This is a genomic window from Clostridium tepidiprofundi DSM 19306, assembly GCF_001594005.1.
Classification (GTDB): Bacteria; Bacillota; Clostridia; order Clostridiales; family Clostridiaceae; genus Clostridium_AC; species Clostridium_AC tepidiprofundi.
The window spans coordinates 17057-32288 of record NZ_LTBA01000009.1; the positions used below are offsets into that span (position 1 = coordinate 17057).

The window sequence follows — 15232 nt, forward strand, 5'->3', positions numbered from 1 at the left end:
AGGAGAGATATAAGTGTCTAAAAGTAAAAAGATTATTTTAGGAATAATAATAGCATGTATTACGGCAGTCGTGTTTGCAGGGGTTTCTTACTATTCTTATGTTTATTATTCCTATAAGAAAACTAGTTATGTTGAGGAAAAAGAACAAAATCAAAGTAACGACAATGAAAACAATAAAGAGATAAATAATAGAGATAAAAAAGTAGATAATAGCAATGAAAATGACAATAAAGAGAGCAATAAAAATAATGATAAAGAAGAATTAAAATATAAAGAGGTTGAAGGAATAACAAATATATTGTTAGTTGGGACAGATGCTAGAGATTATACTAAAAAGTCAAGAGCAGATACTATAATGATTTTAACAATAGATGATATTCACAAAAAAATAAAATTAACTTCCATAATGAGGGATACATATGTATCAATTCCGGGGCATGGTGAACAAAAAATAAATCACTCATTTGCATACGGCAAAGCATCGTTGTTAATGAAGACTATAGAATCGAATTTCAATATTAAGTTGGATAAATATGCTGTAATAAATTTCTTTGGATTTAAAGATTTAGTAGATACGATAGGTGGATTAGATATAAATGTAAGTGAAGCTGAAAGGAAAGAATTAAACAGATGTATAATAGGATTAGAAAATTATAAAAAGGATTTCTTTGGAGAGAAACCTCACTACTTAAAAAAATCTGGTTTGCAGCATTTGGATGGACAACAGGTTTTAGCGTATGCTAGAATGAGGCACATAGAAAGAGGTTGCTATTCAAGAGATGAAAGGCAAAGAAAAGTTGTTAATATGATTGCTAAAAAATTAAAAAATATATCTATACTAAAATATCCTGAAGTGCTTTCAAAATTATTTCCTTGTGTTAAGACTAATATAGAATTTACTGAGGCACTCAATTTAGGATATACTATATACAAAATAGGAGATTTGAACATAAAACAACTTCAAGTTCCAGCAACAAAATTAAGTCATGGAATGATATATAAGAATAAAGGATGGGTTTTACTTATAGATAAAACTCAAAATACAAATATGATTCATAACTTTATTTTCAAAGATATTCCCTATGATGCTTCTAAATATAAAATGTTTGACTATGTTAAATCAAGATATTATTATAAACCTCAAATTAAGGATAATAGCAAGAAAATATCAACCAAAATTAATGACAGTATTACTGATAATACGAGTGGCAAGAGTATTATTAAAGATAGTAAAAAGAATAGTAAAAAGGATGATAAAAAAGATAACGATATTAGGAATGCCAATAAGACTGATAACAAAAATGATAATAAAACTGATGAAAAAATCAATAATAAAGATAAAAACGATACTGTGTTTGATTTGGATGATAAAGAATTTTATACCAATGGTGTCCAAAATAATAGTGATACCAATAATGGAAATGAGCTAATAAATGATAAAAATGATAAAAATGATAAAAAAAATACCGAGGACACAAAAAACCCTGATTAATCAGGGTTTTTTGTGTGTAAATATAAGAATCTGTTAATCACTATTATAAATATACCTATAAATAGGAATAAAGCATAAATAGAGTACTTATCAGCTATATATCCAAACAAAGGAGCTAAAACAATAGAAAAAAGGGATTTCAACTGACTGTCAACTGACATAACTGTTGCTCTTTCATGCTTGCTCATATTATCACCACATACAGCAACAACTAAAGGCCTTCTAGCATCTTTTAGAAGGTATAGAATGAAGAAAATAATGATGATTATAATAGTAAAATTGTTTTTAATTGCAGCAAATAATGCAAAACAAGCAATTCCCATTATATCGAAAAAAATGTTCATTAATTTACTAGAGTTATATTTATTATTCAGTCTATAAACATTTCTTGAAGCTATTGAGCTAAATATATAAAATACACCATATATTATTCCAAGATAAATTTTCATAATAGCATCTTTATTAAAATCATTAAAATATGAAATAGTAAATACAAGTAAAGTGGATTTTAAAATAGGCTGTATATAATCCTTTATAGTTTTAAATATTCCATTATATAATGATGAACTTAAAAGAACTTTAGTCAATAATTTATTGGTAAAAATGCTCTTTAGCTGAATAGGAATTTGCTTTAAAAATTCAGCAATACTTAAGCTGGTTTTACGTCTTTCATCTAAGCTATTTGGGTATGACCAAATTAATAAGAAATCAAGAATGTACGGTACAATGCAAAGCAAAAATATCCATCTTATTGTGGGAAGATTCAAAACAAAAATTATTGATAAAAATGCTGATATAGAAGAACCAATTAGAGAAAATGAGCGAGTTCTACCATATACAAATGTTTTATACTCAAACCATTCTTTTTGTTCTAAGTATGAGTAAATCATTGCTTTGTGTGTTCCAGAACGAAATGCTTCTCCTAATCCAAAGAAAATCATTGCTAAAGATAGCAAATAAAAATTTGTACCTATAAAAAATAAAACAAATGAAATAATATAAAATGTAAAACATATCATAAGTTCTTTTTTTCTCCCATAATTATCGGCAAAAATACCAGAGGGAATTTCAAAAATATAAGTAATGATTTCCTTTATTGAAAACAAAAGACCAATTTTAAAGAGATTTAATCCTAATGATAAAAGATAAATCCATAAATAAGGTTCAAAAAATCTTAGATTTTTTAATAAACCATAAAAACAAAATTTCCATATTTGACTATCTTTTTTGATTTGGTTGTAAATGGTCAAAGTATCACCTCTTTTCATATTCAAGAATATTTTATCACATTTTAGTACTAAAGAATATTTTTCATGATAAAAAGTAAATAAAAATAAGTAATAAAAACAATATTATTTTAATAAAATTTTAAAGGAAAAATTATGATTATATAGAAATAAATAATATAAATTATATAATGGTTAAAGGAGAGATCGGTTAAAGGGGAGATGTATATGTCATCTTGGTGGAACAACCTTACAGGGTTTCAAAGGTTTTTTTGGGGAATGGCAATTCCGTTTACAGTATTGTTCATTATTGAAATGATTATCATGGCTATGGGAATTGATAATAGTGGCGATTTTGATGGTGATTTGAGTAGTAGTGGAGATGTAGATAATGGAATTGATATAGACATTGATGATAATTCGGACATGAAGATTCCTTTGAATTTTAGATTATTTACTATTAGAAATTTTATTATTTTTGGTGCCATTTTTTCTTGGGCAGGTATTGTAGGTATTAAAAACAATTACAGTAAGTTTAAAACATTAGTTTTTGCGTTTTCACTTGCATTTGTAGTTGTTTTGATATTATCAATAATTTTCTGTTTATTGTTAAAGGCAACTCAAAGTGGAACTATGGACTTAAAGAATGCAATAGGCAGTGAAGGAGAAGTATATTTTACTATTCCTGAAAATGGAAAGGGGGAAGGTAAGATACAAGTGATTATTCAAGGAGCACTTAGAGAATTGGAGGCGATAAGTAACAAGGGGGAGATTAGAACAGGCGAAAAGGTAAGGGTGATAGGTATCAATGAGAAAAATAAATTGATAGTTGAACCAATAATATTAATTGATGAAGGGGAGATATAATAATGGGTGGAATAGTATTAATTACTATTATTGCAGTTGCGATTTTTATAACTGTTATAGCATTGCTTTCAAGATACAAGAGATGTCCTTCTGACAAAATACTTGTTATTTACGGTAAGACTGGTAAAAGCAGAGAAGGTGTAGCTAGATCTGCTAGATGTATTCACGGTGGAGCTGCGTTTGTTTGCCCAATAATTCAGAGTTATGAGTTCTTAGATTTGACTCCAATGTCCATTGAAGTAAATCTTACTAATGCATTGAGTAAGCAGCACATAAGAGTCGATGTTCCATCGAGATTTACTGTTGGTATTTCTGTAGAAGAAGGTATTATGACTAATGCTGCAGAAAGATTATTAGGGCTTAAAACTAGTCAAATTCAGGATTTAGCAAAAGATATCATTTTTGGTCAGCTTAGATTGGTTATAGCTACCATGGATATTGAAGAGATAAATTCTGATAGAGATAAGTTTTTAGCAAATGTAACAAGTAATGTTGAAGCTGAACTTAAGAAAATAGGTCTTAAACTTATAAATGTAAATATTACTGATATTAATGATGAATCAGGATATATTGAAGCTTTAGGTAAAGAGGCTGCAGCTAAAGCAATTAATGATGCTAAGAAGAGTGTTGCTGAAAAGAATAGAGACGGTGCTATTGGTGAAGCTGAGGCTAAAAGAGAAGAAAGAATTAGAGTATCTGAAGCTAATTCTAAGGCTGTTGAGGGTGAAAACATTGCAAAAATTACAGTTGCTAATTCAGAAGCAGAAAGAAGATTAAAACAAGCAGAAGCAGAAAGAAAAGCAGTTGCAGCAGAAAAAGTTCAAGCTGCTAAAGCATTGGAAGAAGCATATGCTGCTGAAATGGAATCTGAAAAAGCTCGTGCAGAGAGAGAAAGAGCAACTAAATATGCGGATGTTGTAGTACATGCTGAAATTGAAAAACAAAGAGTTGAAATTGAAGCAGAGGCTGAGGCAGAAAAAATAAGACGACATGCAAAAGGTGAAGCAGATGCTATATTAGCTAAAATGGAAGCAGAAGCAAAAGGTGCTATGGAAATACTTTCAAAACAAGCTGAAGGTTTTGAGAAACTTGTTAAAGCAGCAGGCAATAATTCTAAAGATGCAGTTATGCTTATGATTGCAGACAAATTACCTGAGATTGCTAAAATTCAAGCAGAAGCTATTAAAAATATTAAATTTGATAAGATTACTGTTTGGGACACTATGGGTGGTAAAGGAGATGGTACTTCATCAACAGCTAATTTCTTGTCTGGTATGATGAAAACTATTCCTCCTATGGAAGATGTATTTAAAATGACAGGAATGGAATTGCCAAATTATTTTAAAGGAAAAGTTGATAACAATGAAAAAGAGGAGTATAATGAAGTCAAGGTGGCTTCAGTTGTTGAGGATGATGTAAAAGATAATAAATAAAAATATATTTGCAATTATAATTTAATCCCCCTGGGTAAGCTAGGGGGATTAAATTATGATTTTGACAAAATAACTCGAAGTTACTTTAAAAGTTTGATATAATAAGTTAGGGGAAAGACAATATTCAACTAATCCTGTAAGAGGAGGATTAAAATGGAAAATAAGACAATACATCAATTTAATAAAGGTGATAAAATCCAAGGATACTTTCTTATTAAAGATGTAAGTTGTAAAATTACAAATGGAAGCAATAATAAATTTTTAGATATTAATTTAGTTGATAAAACAGGAGAAATAAATGCAAAACTCTGGAATTGCAATGAAGATCAAGAAAATATGTTTAATGATAACATGCTTGTTAAAATTAGAGGAAATATATTAGAGTGGAAAGGAAAATTACAACTTAAGATAGAACTTATAAGACCAATAACAGATGAAGATGATATTAATATTGAAGATTATGTTCCTACTGCTCCTGAAAACCCAAGGATAATGTATGATTTAATATTAAAGTATGTTGATAGGATTAAAAATAATGATATTAGAAACATTGTTGTGGCAATTTTAGATGAAATAGGACCTAGTATTATGTATTATCCTGCTGCAAAATCTAATCATCATGCAATAAGGTCTGGATTATTGTATCATATGTCTACAATGTTAAAAGCAGGGGATAGATTGAGTGAAGTATATGATTTTATTGATAAAGATTTATTGTTTGCGGGTATAATATTGCATGATATTGCTAAAATAGATGAAATGGATTCGAGTGAACTTGGAATTGTAAGTGAGTATACTGTGGAAGGGCAGTTATTAGGACATATCGTAATGGGAGTTAGAAAAGTGGAAATTGCTGCTCAAAAAGTAAAAGCAGATAAAGAAATTTCAATGTTGCTTCAGCATATGATATTGACACATCATTATGAGCCTGAATATGGAAGTCCTAAGAAGCCTATGATACCTGAAGCAGAGCTTTTACATTATCTTGACATAATGGATGCGAGAATGTATGATATGAAAAAAGCTTTGAAGGATGTTGAAACTGGAAGTTTTTCTGATAGAATTTGGTCTTTAGATAATTTGAGTGTGTACAAAAGTAAAATTGATAATATTAAATAAAGGTGTGGTGATTATGAAAGGTATTATTGATAGATTTGAAGGACAATTTGCTATAGTCGAATTGGATGATGGCGAAATTGTAAACGTACCTAAAATAAGAATGCCTTCTGATGCTGAAGAAGGTATGGTTATAGATATAGATGAAACTATAACTATCAATTATAAAGAAACAGAAATTAGAAAAACGGAAAATGATTCTTTAGCAAAAGAACTATGGGAAGACTAGAATTAGAAGCAAATCATTTAAAGTACAATGGTTTGCTTCTAATTCATTTTGGAGATTGTGCTTTTGAGTTTTATTCTATGTATATTATTTTTGCAAAATTAGAAGTGATCATTTGATATTATGCAAAAACACGAATTATTTAAATGGAATTCATAAAAATATTCGTATTTTTATTGACTAGTATTAGGGGGTCTGATATTATATATACGGAGGGGATTGCTTTGAAAAATTATTATGATGTTATAATTGTAGGTGCAGGTCCTGCAGGTATTTTTACAGCTTTAGAAATTACTAAATTAAAACCTGATTTAAGTGTTTTGATTGTCGATAAAGGAAGAAATATTGAAAAAAGAGTATGTCCTGCGAGAAAGACTGGAAAATGCGTAAAATGTAATCCTTGTGGAATAACTTTTGGTTGGTCTGGAGCAGGAGCTTTTTCTGATGGTAAGCTTTCTTTAAGTCCAGAAGTTGGCGGCAGAATATTGGATTATTATTCAGAAGATGAATCAATAAAATTAATTCAATATTGTGATGATATATATTTGAAATTTGGGGCAAATGAAACTGTTCATGGTTTAAATAATGAGAGAGTAGAAGAAATTAAATATGAAGCAAGTAAGCATAATATAAGACTTATAGAATGCCCAGTTAGGCACTTAGGAACTGAGTTAGCTTATGAAGTTTTAAAGAAAATGTACTACCATTTAATAGAGAATACCAAAACTGAATTTTATGAGCTTGCTGAAGTTGATAAAATTCTTGTAGAGAATAATAAAGCTGTTGGTATTATAATAAATAACAAAGAAGGACAAATTAAAGTAGAAGGTGGTTTTGTAATAGCAGCTCCAGGAAGAGGAGGGGCTGAATGGTTATCAAAGGAAGCTAAGAGATTGAATGTAAGCGTTAAGAATAATGCGGTTGATATTGGAGTTAGAGTTGAAGTACCGAATTCAATAATGGATCATTTAACTAAAGATTTATATGAAGCTAAATTGGTTTATTATTCAGATACATTTGATAATAAAGTTAGAACGTTTTGTATGAATCCAGGTGGCGTTGTTTCAGAAGAGCATTATGATGATAACGGTAAAGAATTTGCAGTTGTTAATGGACATAGTTATTCTCAAAAAGGATTAAGAACAGAAAATACTAATTTCGCAGTTCTGGTATCTACAACATTTACAGAACCATTTAATCAGCCTATAGAGTATGGAAAATCTATTGCTAAGCTTGGCAATATGCTTACAGGTGGAGGAATTATGGTTCAAAGGTTGGGTGATTTGATAAAGGGCAGAAGAACAAATGCTTCAAGATTGAAAAAATCGACTACAATTCCAACTTTGAAATCAGCAATTCCAGGTGATTTGAGTTTTGCTCTTCCACAAAGGCATTTAACTTCTATTATTGAAGCACTTAAAGCATTTGATAGTATAGCGCCTGGATTATATAGCAAAAATACTTTATTATATGGTGTAGAGGTTAAGTTTTATTCAAGTAAATTTGAAACTAACAATTCTTTTGAAACTGAGATTGAAAATTTATATACAATAGGTGATGGTGCAGGAATTACTAGAGGATTGATGCAAGCATCAGTTACCGGTGTTGTAGTTGCAAGAGATATTGCAGATAAAATTTCTAAAAACGATTAATTATTGGTGTTTGTTTGCAAAGATAAGTTTTTATTGATATCTATAGATTATAAATTTGTACAGGAAAGAGAGGAATTTTTATGGCAGCATATATTGTTTTAGGAGCACAATGGGGAGATGAAGGAAAGGGTAAAATGACAGATTACCTTGCAGAAGAAGCTGATGTAGTAGTAAGATTTCAAGGAGGAAATAATGCAGGGCATACTGTTGTTGTAGGAGAGAAAGAGTATAAACTTCATCTTATACCATCAGGTATTCTTTACGATAATAAATTGAATATTTTAGGTAATGGTGTTGTTATAGATCCAAAAGCATTATTTGAAGAAATAGATTATTTAAAAGGATTAGGAATAGAAGTTACTCCAGATAAATTTATAATTAGTGATAGGGCGCAGGTGATAATGCCATATCATAAAGTATTGGATGGATTAAAGGAAAAAGCTAGGGGAAAAAATGATATTGGAACAACAGGAAAAGGTATTGGTCCATGTTATACTGATAAGGCGGAGAGAAGTGGTATAAGAATTTGCGATTTATTGCATAAAGATGTTCTTAAAGAAAAGATTGAAAATAATCTATTTATTAAAAACAAATTAATCAGTGAAGTACTAGATGGTAAGGAATTAAATATTGACGAAATATACAATGAATACTTAGAATATGGAGAAAAAATAAGACCTTTTGTAAAAGATACATCTGTTGAGATATTTAACAAAATTAAGGAAAACAAAAATGTATTATTTGAAGGTGCTCAAGGTATGCTTCTTGACATAGACTATGGTTCATATCCTTATGTAACATCATCAAATACTATAGCAGGTGGAGTTTGCACTGGTGCTGGCGTTGGACCTACAATGATTACAAATGTTGTTGGAATAGGAAAAGCATATACAACAAGAGTGGGAAAAGGACCATTTCCAACTGAATTGTTCGATGAAATGGGTGAACATATAAGAACGGTAGGACATGAGTATGGTGTTACTACAGGTAGGGCAAGAAGATGTGGATGGCTTGATTTAGTTATATTAAAATCTACTGCAAGAATTTGTGGTTTAACAAGTTTTGCCATAACAAAAATTGATACACTTGCAGGTATCGATAAGGTAAAGATGTGCGTTGGATATAAACTTGATGGAAAAGTTATTGATTATTTCCCAGCAAGTTTAGAAGATGTAGCTAAATGTGAACCTATATACGAGGAATTTGATGGATGGGATGATAGTGTTGCAGAGGCAAGAAGCTATGATGAACTTCCAGAAAATGCAAAGAAATATTTAAAGAGAATTGAAGAATTTACTGGAACAAAGATTTCAATTGTGTCAGTAGGTCCAAAGAGAAGTCAAACAATAAGAATATCCGAAATATAGTTGTAGATGGTGTTTAGTAAGTAAAAAAAGGGCTGTCGCATTACCAATTAAAAATTGCTAATGTGCAGCTCTTTTTTAGGCTATATTTTTGAAGAAAATATAGCTGGTTTAATGTAAATTTAGTTTTTATGGCAGGCACTTTTTGCTGCTATAAATCCTGAACTCCAAGCCCATTGGAGATTAAATCCACCACAATCGCCATCTACGTCAAGTATTTCACCTGCAAAATAAAGATTTTTTACGATTTTAGATTCAAGAGTTTTAGGATTGATTTCTAGGGTGTCAACGCCTCCAGCAGTTACTTGAGAATTGTTGAAAGATTTAGTTCCTATGACATCAAATGACCATTCTTTAAGTAATCGCAATATGTTATTCTGTTCTTTCCAAGTGATATCGTAACATGGTTTATGTATATCATTTATTCCAGCTTCCTTCAAAAGTATAGGAATAATTTTCTTGTTTATTATTCCTATAAATGAATTATGTATGCTTCTATATCCGAAAGTTCCCCAGTGATTTTCTAGAAAGTCTTTTAATTTGTCATATTCAAATTCAGGCAATAAGTCGACTTTCAGTGTAATATTGTCATTTTTAAGTGAATGATAAGATGCTATTCTGCTTAGTTGAAAAACGGGTATACCTGATATACCGTAATCTGTAAATAGTATTTCTCCATATTCTTTTCTTATTAAAGTGTTATTTATGAATATGGATACTGAACCGTTAAATTTTATTCCAGATAAAGCTTTTAATTTGTTATAGTTTAGTTTTATTTGAACTAATGATGGAATAGGGTCAATTATTTTATGTCCAAGTTGTTTTGCTAACTTATATCCTGAACCGTCAGAACCGGTTTTAGGATAAGATTTTCCTCCAGTGCATAGAATTAGTTTTTTACATTCAAATATATTTCCATCATGAGTATGCAAGTTAAACAAGCTATCTTTAATAGCTATTTCAAACACTTTAGAGTTTGTATATACGGGTATTGATTTGTCTTCTAAGGACAGTCTGAATATATCTAATACAGAAGATGCTTGAAGTGACATAGGATACATTTTACCTTCATCTAATGTGATTAAATGAAGTCCGAGTGTATTAAAAAAGTTAATGGTATCCTTGACGGTGAAATTATTGAGAACAAACTCAGGAAAATTTTTATTATTACAATGATATCTATTTATATTGATATTTATATTTGATATATTGCAGCGACCATTTCCAGTGGAAAGTATTTTTTTGCCGATTCTATCTGTACTTTCTAAAATAGCCACATCGATTCCCATATCTTTTGCAGTGATAGCTGATATTATTCCTGATGCACCACCACCAATAATTATTAATTCATGCTTCAATATAATCGTTTCCTTTCTCATATTATTTTTGTTAGTATTGCTAATATTAATTATAATTATTTTAAGAAAAAGTAGCAATGAATATTGATGAATTCTATGTATTAGTGCTTGGAAAATATTAATTGAATAAAAAAATAAAAAAATGTGTTGACATGAGGGCTATTTTTATGTATGATATAGCTTGTCGGGTTGATTGGTGTGTGAAAATCTTAAAATAATAATCCAATCATGTATTGACAGAAGCAAATCTCGTGTGATAAAATTAAAACCTGTGAGGGAGCAAATAGTTCCTTAATTAAGTATGAAGTGTTGACATAGATGGGTTAAAAAGTATTGCATGTGATGGAGTAAACATGGCTCCTTGGTCAAGCGGTTAAGACATCGCCCTTTCACGGCGGTAACAGGGGTTCGATTCCCCTAGGAGTCACCATAATGTGGGCGCATAGCTCAGCTGGGAGAGCACTTGCCTTACAAGCAAGGGGTCACAGGTTCGAGCCCTGTTGTGCCCACCACTTTAAATAAGGTACCAGGTACTAGGAATAAACAAGTTTTTCTCCTAGCACTTAGCATGAATTCTGGTAGCTAGTTGCTAAATCGCGAGTTTGTTTTGGAGACTAGTGATTAGAGGTTAGCACCTAGACCTAGCACCTAAATCTTATATAATAACGCGGCCCGGTGGCTCAGATGGTTAGAGTGCCGGCCTGTCACGCCGGAGGTCGAGGGTTCGATCCCCTTCCGGGTCGCCAAAGTATTTGTCAAGAGTAAATATGGCTCCTTGGTCAAGCGGTTAAGACATCGCCCTTTCACGGCGGTAACAGGGGTTCGATTCCCCTAGGAGTCACCATAATGTGGGCGCATAGCTCAGCTGGGAGAGCACTTGCCTTACAAGCAAGGGGTCACAGGTTCGAACCCTGTTGTGCCCACCACTTTAAATGAGGTACCAAGTACTAGGAATAAGCAAGTTTTTCTCCTAGCACTTAGCATGAATTCTAGTAGCTAGTTGCTAAATCGCGAGTTTGTTTTGGAGACTGGTGATTAGAGAGTGGTACTTAGATTTAGCACTTAAATCTTGTATAATAACGCGGCCCGGTGGCTCAGATGGTTAGAGTGCCGGCCTGTCACGCCGGAGGTCGAGGGTTCGATCCCCTTCCGGGTCGCCAAATATGCTGGCATGGCTCAATTGGTAGAGCAGCTGACTTGTAATCAGCAGGTTGTAGGTTCAAGTCCTATTGCCAGCTCCATAAAAAAGTCCTAAACTTATAGTTTAGGACTTTTTTATGTGCTAATTTTGTTGAAATTATTTTTTATTCTGATATCATCACCATAGAATTTGCAAATTGTAAAATTGCCCAATAACCTTGATGACATTCTTTCGGAATATAAATCCAAAATATCTTCTAGCGAAAAATTTGTTGATATTATCATTTTCTTTTTTTTAATCAACTTCTTGTTTATAAAATTAAAAAAATCAGATTTTGATGAGCTTGTCATTGGTTCTGAACCTAAGTCATCAATTATAAGTAAATCACAGTCCATAATGAGTTTTTCTATGTTAAAAGCATTATTAAACTTTATTTCTCTCAAATCGTTTATTAAACTTTCTGCAGTTCTATATACTACTAGATTTCCACTATCTAATAATTCTTTTGCAATGCAGTGACTTAAAAAAGTTTTGCCAGTACCGGATGTACCGTAAAACAGTAAATTTTCATTAGAATGATTAAAATTTTTAACGAATGAGTGAGCAATATTAAGATTTTTTTTCATATTTTGTCTAGGGCTATCAATACCATCTGATATTCTATGAGTATCATAGTATTCGATATTAAAGTTTGAGAAATTATTTTGCTCTAGTAAATCTTTTAAATCTGAATCTTCATAGTAGAGTTGTACTAATTTTTTGTAGTAACAAGAACATTTTTTTGTTCCTATAAATCCAGTATCTTTACATTTATTGCAATGATAATGAATATTTAAATAATCCATAGGGTATTTGTGAGCCACTAGCAATTCAGTTTTCCTAATTCTTAAATCAGTTATTTCTTTTTTTAAATTTGATAGATATTCTTCTCTTTTTTCTACATTTTTAAAGGCTAAAAGAGCAACTTCAATGCAAAGATTTCCTATTTTGCGTTCTATATCTAGAACTTCAGGAATGATTTTTTTGATTTCTTCTCTCCGTTCTCTTAAATTATTTTCTTCATATTCTCGTATTTCTTCATACATTTTTAATATTTTAGTTTGATAACCTTTAATCATGTTTATCCCATCCTAATAATTTCTTTTCTAATTCGGTAAAATTATAGCTTCTTTGATGATAATTAGTAAAGCTATCTTTTTGTCTTGAATTTTTATATGATGATTTATGTTTATATATTGATTTTTGTTTATCTTTCTTTTCTATTTCTTCTACAGATCTTAAATTATCTTTGAACCAATTGTTTAAAATTGCATCTATATATTTAAAATCAGCTTTATTGATTCTTTCAAAAGTTATGTCACATGCTTTATAAATTACATCTAAAGAAAATTTATAAACGTTTATCCATTTTAGCAATAACTTTTCTTGAGGTTTCATAACATCAGAGTTGTTGATACCTAAATAATTTAAAATCTTTCTTATTTTTATCCAGTTGTCTTCATGTTTTTTAATAAAAATCTGAGCATCATTGACATCATTGATATTTGAGTCATGCCATGATAGTGCTATTTTTTCAATATATCTGTAATCGACCTTACCTTTTGAAGCACAGTATTGAATTAAAAGTAGAATTAATTCAGGTGAAAAATTGAAATCTTTATGCCAACTGAGATACATGGTTATCTCTTTAGAAGAAAGTGAACGACCTAAAAGTTTTTCTATATCATGTAACATATCTTTAAGAGAAGTATTGTTTAATTCTTCAAGAATATTTATATTTTCATTACTGTCTTCTTCTAAAGAACTAATATCAATAAATTCTATACTATAATTTCCCTTAGAATCAATAGGTTTCATTTTAATTAAACCTTGTTCACTCCAATAATTCCATGCATTTAGTACATCTGATTCAAGAAGTTGTAATTTGCTTGAAATCATATCAGATGAAACACCGAGTTCTCCTGATAAACAATATTTTAAACCAAGTAAATATACTTTTATATATTCACCTCTTGCTTTTGGCATAAATCTGTCTATAAAAATGTTGCTTACAGGAGTATATTTATTATACTTATTATAAAATGTGAAAGTGCTCATAATATGCACCCTTTCTATATAAATGAAATTTAATTTTTACACTTTTAATTTTTACATAGAAAACAAAAGTGCATAGTAATTAATATCAATGATTGTAACAAGTATTATATAGCATGATTGATTAAAAATCAAATTGAATAGAGTGCATTATAAATTTTAAATTATAAATTTAAAAAGGATTTTAGACTAATAATGTTGAATGAGATAATATTATGGTATAATTAGATACGTAAGTATAAATAAGGAATAGCACAGGAGGAATTATATGGAATTATATGTACTAATAAGTTCACTAGCTGATATATTTTGCAATATTGCTTTAGTTGGAACTGTTATAACCATATTACTATTTATAGTTACTTTGATATTTAACATTTCTTCAATGAAGAAAATAGTCCTTTATTTTTGTGGAATGTTTACAATAATATGGATTTTACAAGTAGGATGTAATGTTTATTTGTTGATTAATTTGACTTAATAAGAACTAAAGAAATTGGACATGCAAAGAAGCATGTCTAATTTAATAATTTTATATAAATTATTTTGCCTAGTGGGGAGGGTAAAAAATGTATAAAATTCTTGTTGTTGAAGATGATGAATCATTAGGTAGGGGATTACAATTTGCACTTCAGAAAGAAGGATTTGAAGTTAATTTAGCGAGAACACTATCAGAAGGTAAAAGTTATTTTTATTCTACAAAAAACGATTTGATTTTGTTAGATGTAATGCTTCCTGATGGAAATGGTTTTGAATTTTGTAAAGAAATAAGGAAAGAATCTGATATAGCGATTATATTTTTAACGGCATGTGATGAAGAGGTAAATGTTGTACTTGGGTTAGATATTGGGGCAGATGATTATATAACAAAGCCATTTAGAGTAAGGGAATTGATATCGAGAATTAAAGCTATTTTAAGAAGAAGTGAAAAGATAAACAAAATGCATACAAATTCTATAAAATGTAATGACTTAGTGTTTTATTCTTTTGAAAGAAAATTAATTAAAAATGGAAAAGAAATTATGTTAACTACAATGGAATATAAGTTAATCGATATGTTTTTGAATAATCCTATGAGAATATTGAGTAGAAATAATATTTTAGAAAAATTGTGGGATTTAAATGGTGAATTCGTTGATGATAATACACTTTCAGTATATATTAGAAGACTTAGAGAAAAAATTGAGGATGATGCTTCACATCCACAGTACATAACTACAGTTAGAGGAATAGGATATAAATGGAACAAGAGGTGTAGTTAAC

The 15232-nt window shown here is 30.0% G+C and carries 13 protein-coding genes and 7 tRNA genes; 16 read left to right on the plus strand and 4 right to left on the minus strand.

Annotated features, from left to right (window positions below; translation table 11 throughout):
* Nucleotides 1-13 precede the first annotated feature (13 nt).
* Entirely contained in the window at nucleotides 14-1492 is a 1479-nt protein-coding gene (locus CLTEP_RS05685) for an LCP family protein (RefSeq protein WP_066823920.1), read from the plus strand.
* Here CLTEP_RS05685 and CLTEP_RS05690 read toward each other — a convergent pair.
* Complete coding sequence (locus CLTEP_RS05690) at nucleotides 1489-2742, minus strand: MFS transporter (protein WP_161938350.1); 1254 nt, start codon at nucleotides 2740-2742, stop codon at nucleotides 1489-1491. The two genes, CLTEP_RS05685 and CLTEP_RS05690, sit on opposite strands and share 4 nt — an antisense overlap.
* A gap of 204 nt (nucleotides 2743-2946) precedes the next feature.
* On the opposite strand from CLTEP_RS05690, the gene CLTEP_RS05695 reads away from it, so the two are divergent.
* The 6 genes from CLTEP_RS05695 to CLTEP_RS05720 all read left to right on the plus strand — a co-directional run bounded on the left by CLTEP_RS05695 (nucleotide 2947) and on the right by CLTEP_RS05720 (nucleotide 9379).
* Complete coding sequence (locus CLTEP_RS05695; protein WP_066823923.1) at nucleotides 2947-3585, plus strand: NfeD family protein; 639 nt, start codon at nucleotides 2947-2949, stop codon at nucleotides 3583-3585.
* A gap of 2 nt (nucleotides 3586-3587) precedes the next feature.
* Complete coding sequence (locus CLTEP_RS05700; protein WP_201786596.1) at nucleotides 3588-5018, plus strand: flotillin family protein; 1431 nt, start codon at nucleotides 3588-3590, stop codon at nucleotides 5016-5018.
* Nucleotides 5019-5171: 153 nt separating this feature from the next.
* Entirely contained in the window at nucleotides 5172-6137 is a 966-nt protein-coding gene (locus CLTEP_RS05705; RefSeq protein WP_066823927.1) for a 3'-5' exoribonuclease YhaM family protein, read from the plus strand.
* Nucleotides 6138-6150: 13 nt separating this feature from the next.
* Nucleotides 6151-6363 (plus strand): DUF3006 domain-containing protein, encoded by a 213-nt coding sequence (locus tag CLTEP_RS05710; protein WP_066823929.1) that lies wholly within the window; start codon nucleotides 6151-6153, stop codon nucleotides 6361-6363.
* A gap of 221 nt (nucleotides 6364-6584) precedes the next feature.
* The gene (locus CLTEP_RS05715; RefSeq protein ID WP_066823932.1) at nucleotides 6585-8012 is read left to right on the plus strand and encodes an NAD(P)/FAD-dependent oxidoreductase; all 1428 of its coding nucleotides are present in this window, start codon (nucleotides 6585-6587) and stop codon (nucleotides 8010-8012) included.
* Between the two features lie 80 nt (nucleotides 8013-8092).
* Nucleotides 8093-9379 carry an adenylosuccinate synthase gene (locus CLTEP_RS05720; protein WP_066823935.1) on the plus strand — a complete coding sequence of 429 codons (1287 nt, stop codon included), beginning with the start codon at nucleotides 8093-8095 and terminating at the stop codon, nucleotides 9377-9379.
* 119 nt (nucleotides 9380-9498) lie between these two features.
* Here the strand turns inward: CLTEP_RS05720 and CLTEP_RS05725 are convergent, their stop codons facing one another.
* Entirely contained in the window at nucleotides 9499-10734 is a 1236-nt protein-coding gene (locus tag CLTEP_RS05725; protein ID WP_066823938.1) for a BaiN/RdsA family NAD(P)/FAD-dependent oxidoreductase, read from the minus strand.
* 355 nt (nucleotides 10735-11089) lie between these two features.
* Here CLTEP_RS05725 and CLTEP_RS05730 point away from each other — a divergent pair.
* The 7 genes from CLTEP_RS05730 to CLTEP_RS05760 all read left to right on the plus strand — a co-directional run bounded on the left by CLTEP_RS05730 (nucleotide 11090) and on the right by CLTEP_RS05760 (nucleotide 11975).
* Nucleotides 11090-11164: transfer RNA gene (locus CLTEP_RS05730), tRNA-Glu, on the plus strand.
* A gap of 6 nt (nucleotides 11165-11170) precedes the next feature.
* Nucleotides 11171-11246: transfer RNA gene (locus CLTEP_RS05735), tRNA-Val, on the plus strand.
* A 157-nt stretch (nucleotides 11247-11403) separates the two neighbouring features.
* Nucleotides 11404-11480, plus strand: a tRNA-Asp gene (locus CLTEP_RS05740).
* A gap of 23 nt (nucleotides 11481-11503) precedes the next feature.
* Nucleotides 11504-11578 (plus strand) — tRNA-Glu (locus CLTEP_RS05745).
* A gap of 6 nt (nucleotides 11579-11584) precedes the next feature.
* A tRNA-Val gene (locus tag CLTEP_RS05750) sits at nucleotides 11585-11660 on the plus strand.
* 157 nt (nucleotides 11661-11817) lie between these two features.
* Nucleotides 11818-11894, plus strand: a tRNA-Asp gene (locus CLTEP_RS05755).
* Between the two features lie 5 nt (nucleotides 11895-11899).
* Nucleotides 11900-11975, plus strand: a tRNA-Thr gene (locus CLTEP_RS05760).
* Nucleotides 11976-12009: 34 nt separating this feature from the next.
* Here the strand turns inward: CLTEP_RS05760 and CLTEP_RS05765 are convergent.
* Both CLTEP_RS05765 and CLTEP_RS05770 read right to left on the minus strand, forming a co-directional pair.
* Nucleotides 12010-12993: an ATP-binding protein gene (locus CLTEP_RS05765; RefSeq protein ID WP_066823941.1), complete on the minus strand. Its 984-nt coding sequence runs from the start codon at nucleotides 12991-12993 to the stop codon at nucleotides 12010-12012.
* Nucleotides 12986-13972 carry a DnaD domain protein gene (locus tag CLTEP_RS05770; RefSeq protein WP_066823943.1) on the minus strand — a complete coding sequence of 329 codons (987 nt, stop codon included), beginning with the start codon at nucleotides 13970-13972 and terminating at the stop codon, nucleotides 12986-12988. The genes CLTEP_RS05765 and CLTEP_RS05770 overlap by 8 nt, the downstream gene beginning before the upstream one ends.
* Nucleotides 13973-14237: 265 nt before the next feature.
* Here CLTEP_RS05770 and CLTEP_RS05775 point away from each other — a divergent pair, with 265 nt between their 5' ends.
* Both CLTEP_RS05775 and CLTEP_RS05780 read left to right on the plus strand, forming a co-directional pair.
* Nucleotides 14238-14450: a hypothetical protein gene (locus CLTEP_RS05775; RefSeq protein ID WP_066823945.1), complete on the plus strand. Its 213-nt coding sequence runs from the start codon at nucleotides 14238-14240 to the stop codon at nucleotides 14448-14450.
* Between the two features lie 88 nt (nucleotides 14451-14538).
* Nucleotides 14539-15231, plus strand: coding sequence for a response regulator transcription factor (locus CLTEP_RS05780; RefSeq protein WP_066823947.1), 693 nt, complete (start codon nucleotides 14539-14541; stop codon nucleotides 15229-15231).
* Nucleotide 15232: the final 1 nt, after the last annotated feature.

What these genes read in the sequence shown, in the direction of transcription:
- CLTEP_RS05770 (WP_066823943.1), bottom strand. Translation starts at nt 13,972, where the DNA reads ATGAGCACTTTCACATTTTATAATAAGTATAATAAATATACTCCTGTA.
- CLTEP_RS05700 (WP_201786596.1), top strand. Translation starts at nt 3,588, where the DNA reads ATGGGTGGAATAGTATTAATTACTATTATTGCAGTTGCGATTTTTATA.
- CLTEP_RS05720 (WP_066823935.1), top strand. Translation starts at nt 8,093, where the DNA reads ATGGCAGCATATATTGTTTTAGGAGCACAATGGGGAGATGAAGGAAAG.
- CLTEP_RS05775 (WP_066823945.1), top strand. Translation starts at nt 14,238, where the DNA reads ATGGAATTATATGTACTAATAAGTTCACTAGCTGATATATTTTGCAAT.
- CLTEP_RS05705 (WP_066823927.1), top strand. Translation starts at nt 5,172, where the DNA reads ATGGAAAATAAGACAATACATCAATTTAATAAAGGTGATAAAATCCAA.
- CLTEP_RS05765 (WP_066823941.1), bottom strand. Translation starts at nt 12,993, where the DNA reads ATGATTAAAGGTTATCAAACTAAAATATTAAAAATGTATGAAGAAATA.
- CLTEP_RS05710 (WP_066823929.1), top strand. Translation starts at nt 6,151, where the DNA reads ATGAAAGGTATTATTGATAGATTTGAAGGACAATTTGCTATAGTCGAA.
- CLTEP_RS05695 (WP_066823923.1), top strand. Translation starts at nt 2,947, where the DNA reads ATGTCATCTTGGTGGAACAACCTTACAGGGTTTCAAAGGTTTTTTTGG.
- CLTEP_RS05780 (WP_066823947.1), top strand. Translation starts at nt 14,539, where the DNA reads ATGTATAAAATTCTTGTTGTTGAAGATGATGAATCATTAGGTAGGGGA.